This is a genomic window from Rhodopirellula sp. JB055, from assembly GCF_043100905.1.
GTDB lineage: Bacteria > Planctomycetota > Planctomycetia > Pirellulales > Pirellulaceae > Rhodopirellula.
The window spans coordinates 1-5,452 of record NZ_JBICHO010000541.1 but is presented as its reverse complement, the minus strand read 5'-3'; the positions used below and the strand labels follow the sequence as shown (position 1 = coordinate 5,452).

4 protein-coding genes are annotated in these 5,452 nt (G+C 56.9%); 1 reads left to right on the top strand and 3 read right to left on the bottom strand.

Features of this window, described 5'->3' with window-relative positions; all coding sequences use genetic code 11:
• Positions 1-228: 228 nt before the first annotated feature.
• The 3 genes from ACF8AM_RS21070 to ACF8AM_RS21060 all read right to left on the bottom strand — a co-directional run bounded on the left by ACF8AM_RS21070 (position 229) and on the right by ACF8AM_RS21060 (position 4,151).
• Positions 229-1,188, bottom strand: coding sequence for a DUF1559 domain-containing protein (locus ACF8AM_RS21070; protein ID WP_392557542.1), 960 nt, complete (start codon positions 1,186-1,188; stop codon positions 229-231).
• 469 nt (positions 1,189-1,657) lie between these two features.
• Positions 1,658-2,851 (bottom strand): trans-sulfuration enzyme family protein, encoded by a 1,194-nt coding sequence (locus ACF8AM_RS21065; RefSeq protein WP_392557541.1) that lies wholly within the window; start codon positions 2,849-2,851, stop codon positions 1,658-1,660.
• A 1-nt stretch (position 2,852) separates the two neighbouring features.
• Positions 2,853-4,151, bottom strand: coding sequence for a trans-sulfuration enzyme family protein (locus ACF8AM_RS21060; RefSeq protein WP_392557540.1), 1,299 nt, complete (start codon positions 4,149-4,151; stop codon positions 2,853-2,855).
• Between the two features lie 339 nt (positions 4,152-4,490).
• On the opposite strand from ACF8AM_RS21060, the gene ACF8AM_RS21055 reads away from it, so the two are divergent.
• A partial coding sequence (locus tag ACF8AM_RS21055; protein ID WP_392557539.1) for a hypothetical protein occupies positions 4,491-5,452 on the top strand: 962 nt, incomplete at its 3' end.

Below are 5,452 nucleotides of genomic sequence, written 5' to 3'. Positions count from 1 at the left end.
AATCGAATGCAAAGCGTCCTTCTGAAATCATGGTAACGCTGTCGCGAAGATGCGGTTCGTCTTGGAGAGGCACAAACCGAATGATTGCGTCGGGCAAAGGCTTTCCTCCAAGGGTGACTTGCCCCGAGATTGCGACGTGTTCTGTTTCCGGGGCCTGAGAACAGCCCGCCGACAGAACTACGATCAAACCAGCACTGAACGACCAGATAGGGTTTCTTCCATTCGTGATCATAGGGCTTCCTCGATCACTTCGTGCCCATTGCGCGTTGCCAAGGCGTTGAGCAGTTCACGGTCCAGGGACTCGGTTGCGAACCGCACGCTGCCATCGCCATACAGGAAGTAGACACCGCCTTCGTGCATGCTTTGGAAGCCACCGTTGTTGGCAGCGTTGTGCACGTTGAGTTCCTTTTGGCTGGTTCCGAGCGAAACCTTTGGGTAACCAAGCACCCAACGAGCCGTTCCCCACTTCACGGTGCCTGCCACACTCGCGGGGCTGGTCCACAAGTAGTCCGCCATGTCATAGGTCGTTTCACCATAGGCGATGGTGTGGCTGCTTCCGTCAATCAAATCGCGAAAGCCGGTGGCCGGGTTGTTGTATCCGTAGGCGGCCCAGTTCAAACCGAACATGCCATCGGCTTTTTGCATGTAGGAGGCGGTGCCCTCACACGCGAGGTAACTGGATGGGCCACCGGTCTCGTTCAGATCCTTGTCAGGAACAACTCGCGGTAGAACCATCGAAGGGCACAGGTAGGTTGCAATGGTCTGTGCCGCGACCTCTTGATTGATGGGATCGGAATACGAGCGACTGAAATCAAATTGCTGGTACGTGTTGGCTTCTTCGAGAAACGGGAGTGCGGCAGTCAACGGTCCCAAGAAGTTGCTCAACCGTGAACCTTCAGGGAATTTCTGGAAGGTGCCGTGGTAGTTGTGAAGGGCAAGGCCGATCTGTTTGAGATTGTTGCTGCAGCTCATTCTGCGAGCGGAAGCACGGGCTGATTGAACGGCGGGCAACAACAAACCCACCAACACACCGATGATGGCGATCACCACCAACAGTTCGACCAGCGTGAAGGCTCGTCGGTTGCGACGAAGGAGGACGCTTCGGTTTGAGGTCGCCAGCGGCGATTTGGAAGCGGCGAAGGATGGCAGAACGACAGCGGGGGCGCAGGGACGCACAGAAGTGGGCATGGTTTTCTCCAGCCGAGAAGTCACGGAACGGGAAGCGTCCCCGGACGGGAACGGATCGAGCGTGGCTGGCTAGAGAGCGAAGAGCTCGTCGCTTGCTGCGTCGTCGATGCTGATATTGCGAATCAGTCGCAGTAATTATGCTTGTTCTGACGATTGTCGCAACCGCACCGGGAGCAAATTTTTCTTGAATCCTCCATTAGGAGGTTTTTTCGTTGATTTTCAGCCCATTTGGGTGGTTCGTGATGGTTCGAGCAGGGACGGTGCTGTATTCATGCACGGCCCGCTCCAGCGGGGAGTTCGTGGCGTTTTTAAGTGCTGTGTTGCCAAACGTTTATCATCACCCTCCCCCTGAGAGGGTCGAGCGAAGCGAGGGGAGGGTCGAGCATCGGAACCAGCGCGTAACGCTCCCCGGCCCGACTCACCCAAAGGAAGGGTGAAATAAGACTGCACGACCTCGAGAGAAGGAGGCCTAGGAGATCGCTGCGAACGCCTGCTCCAGGTCGGCTTTTAAATCGCGGGGGGATTCCAGGCCCACGGAGAGTCGGATCAACGAATCCTTGATGCCATGCGCGGCTCGGGCCTCGGGGGCGTAAGAAGCATGAGACATTGTCGCGGGTTGCTCGATCAAAGATTCCACCGCACCGAGGCTGACCGCGAGGTGAAACAGTTCGGTGGACTGGCAGACCTGGCGGACCTGATCCAAGGTCGCATCGAGTTCCAGCGTGATCATCGCGCCAAAGTGAGTTTCATCGGAATCGCTTTGGTGCTGCCCAAACAATTGGCTGGCCAATTCGTGTTGGTCATGCGAAGGCAGGCCTGGGTACAGCACCGAACGGACCATCGGATGAGCTTCGAGCCATTTCGCTAACTGCAGAGCCGTTCTTGATTGCTCGCGAATTCGCAGGTCCAGCGTTTTGAGGCCGCGCGAAATCAGGAAGCTGCTCATGGGATCGAGCACCGCGCCGGTCGCGTTCTGAACAAAGTAAAGCTGGTCGTAGAGTTCGGTGTCTGAAACCGCCAGCGTTCCGCCCAGGCAGTCGCTGTGGCCACCCAGGTACTTCGTCGCGGAATGCATGACGATGTCGATGCCGAAGTCCAATGGCCGCAACAGCGCTGGTGTTCCGAACGTGTTGTCGACGCCTGACAGGATCCCTTTTGATTTGGCCAAGCGAGCGATCGCAGGCAAATCGGAAATCGTCATCCGCGGGTTGCCGATCGATTCTGTCCAAATCAGTTTGGTCTGATCGGTGATGGCGTTTTCGATGGCACGGATGTCGGTGACATCGACCAGGGTGACTTCGATCCCGCTGCGATTGCAAATTTGATGCAGCAACCGGTAGGCACCGCCGTAGATGTCGGTGCCCGCGACGACATGGTCGCCGGATTCCAACAGCATGGTGACGGCGTGAATGGCTGACATGCCGGATGAAAACGCCAGTGTTCCGCAGGCATTTTCAAGGGACGCAAGTGTGGTTTGCAGGCCGGTTCGCGTTGGATTGCCGCTGCGTGAGTAATCGTATTGTCCCCACTCGCCTGCGCCGGGTTGGCGAAACGTGCTGGCAAAGTGGATCGGTGGAACGACGGCGCCCGTCGATGGATCGACTTCGTTGCCAACGTGGATGGCTCGGGTCCGGAACTCACTGTTTGGTTTGGAAGGGGACATTTCAGATCCCCGCCAATGCTTGATCCAGATCGGCGATCAGGTCCGCTGAATCTTCGATGCCGCAGGAGTAGCGAATCATGTTGTCCGCGATGCCAAAGCTGGCTCGTTCTTCTGGCGAATACTTGAAGTAGCTCATCACGAGCGGTTGCTCGATCAATGATTCGGTGCCGCCCAGGCTGGGAGCGATGCGAGCGATTTTTGCATTATCAACGACGCGTGACGTTGTTTTCCAGTCCGCATCTTTAACAGTGAACGTGATCAAACCACCGTAGCCCAGCATCTGATCTTTCGCGATTGCGTGAGTCGGATGGCTCGGCAGACCCGGGTAGTGAACGCGATCAATTTTGGGGTGAGCGTGCAGGAACTCCGCCACGGCTTGGCCGTTTTCGTTGTGTCGTTGCATCCGTAGCGAGAACGTTTTCAAACCGCGTTCGAGCAAGTACATGCTGTGCGGCGACGTGACGCTGCCCAGACAACCACGCAGGGCACGGACGGGTTCCAGCAATTCGTTGCGGCCCGAGATGACTCCTGCGAGCAGGTCATTGTGTCCGCCCAAGTACTTGGTGGCGGAGTGCCAAACGTAGTCGACGCCGTGATCGACAGGTCGCACGTTCATCGGAGTCGCCAAAGTCGCGTCGATCAGGGTTTCGATTTCGTGGGCTTTACCAAGAGCGACAAATTGCTCGAGATCAACGCAGGTCAGGTGCGGGTTGGTGGGCGATTCACTGACCAACATTTTGGTTCGGGGCGTGATGGCGGCTTCCATGGCGGCGAAATCGCCCGTGGGAACCTGGCGGGTGACGACGCCGAACTTCGCCAAATGTTTGCCACAGAATTCACGACTGCGGTGATAGCACTGGTCAAAAAAAATGATTTCATCGCCCGATGACAGACGGCTCATCAGCAACCCGACGATCGCAGCCATGCCGCTGGAGTAAACCACGGCGTCTTCTGCGTTGTCGAGAGCCGCCAGTTTTTGTTCGACCAAACGTTCGTTGGGATTGCCGTAGCGTCCGTACTCCTCACGCTGTTCGCGTCCCTCCACAAAATCCAACAGTTTGTCGGTGGATTCAAAGGTAAAGGTGGACGCCGAGTAGATGGGGGCCGTGATGGCACCTTCGGCGTGCTGACGAGAGGGAGCGTTGGGATCAATGTTCCCGTGAACGCACTGAGTTGAGAGACCGGATGTCGAAAGACTCGAGGTCGGCGAACACGTGTTTGGCGAATCCGCGGACAAAGTTCCCGTGGCACGGGACGTATGATCGGTCTGTTCGACCGGATCGCTGGCGATCGGTTTCATGTGTTGGCTTTTTAGCAGTGAGGCTGCAAGCGGCCGCAAATCCCTAAACAAACGTCGGGGTGGAGGGGATGCGATTTCTCCACGACGTGCCTTCAGCCTAGCCACGGGGAAGGTTTTGAGCAACCGATTTTTTGTCGTCTGAGTGCTTTTGGATGGGCGAATGTGCCGGTTCCGTGAGCCTGCCTTTCAAATCCTGTCTCGCTGCTGTTTGAGCGAGGTTCTTGGTACACTTCGGGTAACCGGATGGTCGTTCGCTTGTTCCTTTGTGCAAACCTTTCCCGTTAGGCAAACGTTTTGTTTTCAGCCCGCTCTACAACCGATTGGAATCGCCTTTTTGCGATGCTCGTCGCTGCATTCTTTCTTTCGCCAGGGGCGATGTTCTCGCCGGTGGGCGCATGGGGGCAAGCTGACGATGGCCAAGACCTGGTCCCGAACGTCCAGCCCGCGAATACCAATGGCGGTGACGCGGGCACGAACTCGGTGACTCCAAAGTCGTTTCGACAGCCCCCGTTGGATCCTCTGAAGATCGCGGACGTTTTCCGAGCCCAGGTGGTCTTCCCCGGCCCAGCCGTGCCCAAAGAATCGGACTTCATTGAGGACGAATCCAAGACGCCCACAGAGGGGGCCGGCGATGGCAGGTCAACGTCGACGGACGAGGCCGATCAACAAGCAAAAATTGCGGTGATGATTGTGCAGCTCGGGGCACCTGAGTTTGCTGTTCGTGAGCGGGCGACGGCGGGGCTGAGAAAATTAGGCGCTGAGGCTCTGCCGGCACGTCGCCGCCCCGCGGCCGAGCATGATGATTTGGAGGTTCGTTTGCGAGCCGAGGATGTTGCCACAGGAATCGTTAGCAGTGCAGTCGCAGGAAGAATTGATTCCTTTCTGGAAGGCCAACCGGGATCGTTTGAGGGCTGGGATGTCTTCCAAGAAATTTTGGGTGACGGTCCGCGACTCAGAGAAGTGTTTATCGAGATGATGTTGCGACATCAGGAATTGGTCCAGTCGCTCGACGTTGGCACGGATGCGCGGGCGAGAGCTCTGGAAACGGTCATCGCGAGAATTCAGCAACGCCAGATGCTGGAATCACAACTGCCGTCGGGTGCCGATGTCATCGCCATTTTGTTGTGTTTCAATGATCACGATCTGCGTCTGACACCAATCCATGAGGAATCGTTGCTGCGGATTCTGCGAATGAGCGTGACTGCGGAGTTGCTTCGAGACGAACAGCTTGCGGAACCCTTTCGAACCTTGTTGGCAGGTTGGATTCTGCGATGTGATCGAGCGAGTTGGCCGGAGGTGTT

Coding starts and splice junctions, on each gene's coding strand:
- ACF8AM_RS21070 (WP_392557542.1), bottom strand. CDS start 1,188: ATGCCCACTTCTGTGCGTCCCTGCGCCCCCGCTGTCGTTCTGCCATCC.
- ACF8AM_RS21065 (WP_392557541.1), bottom strand. CDS start 2,851: ATGTCCCCTTCCAAACCAAACAGTGAGTTCCGGACCCGAGCCATCCAC.
- ACF8AM_RS21060 (WP_392557540.1), bottom strand. CDS start 4,151: ATGAAACCGATCGCCAGCGATCCGGTCGAACAGACCGATCATACGTCC.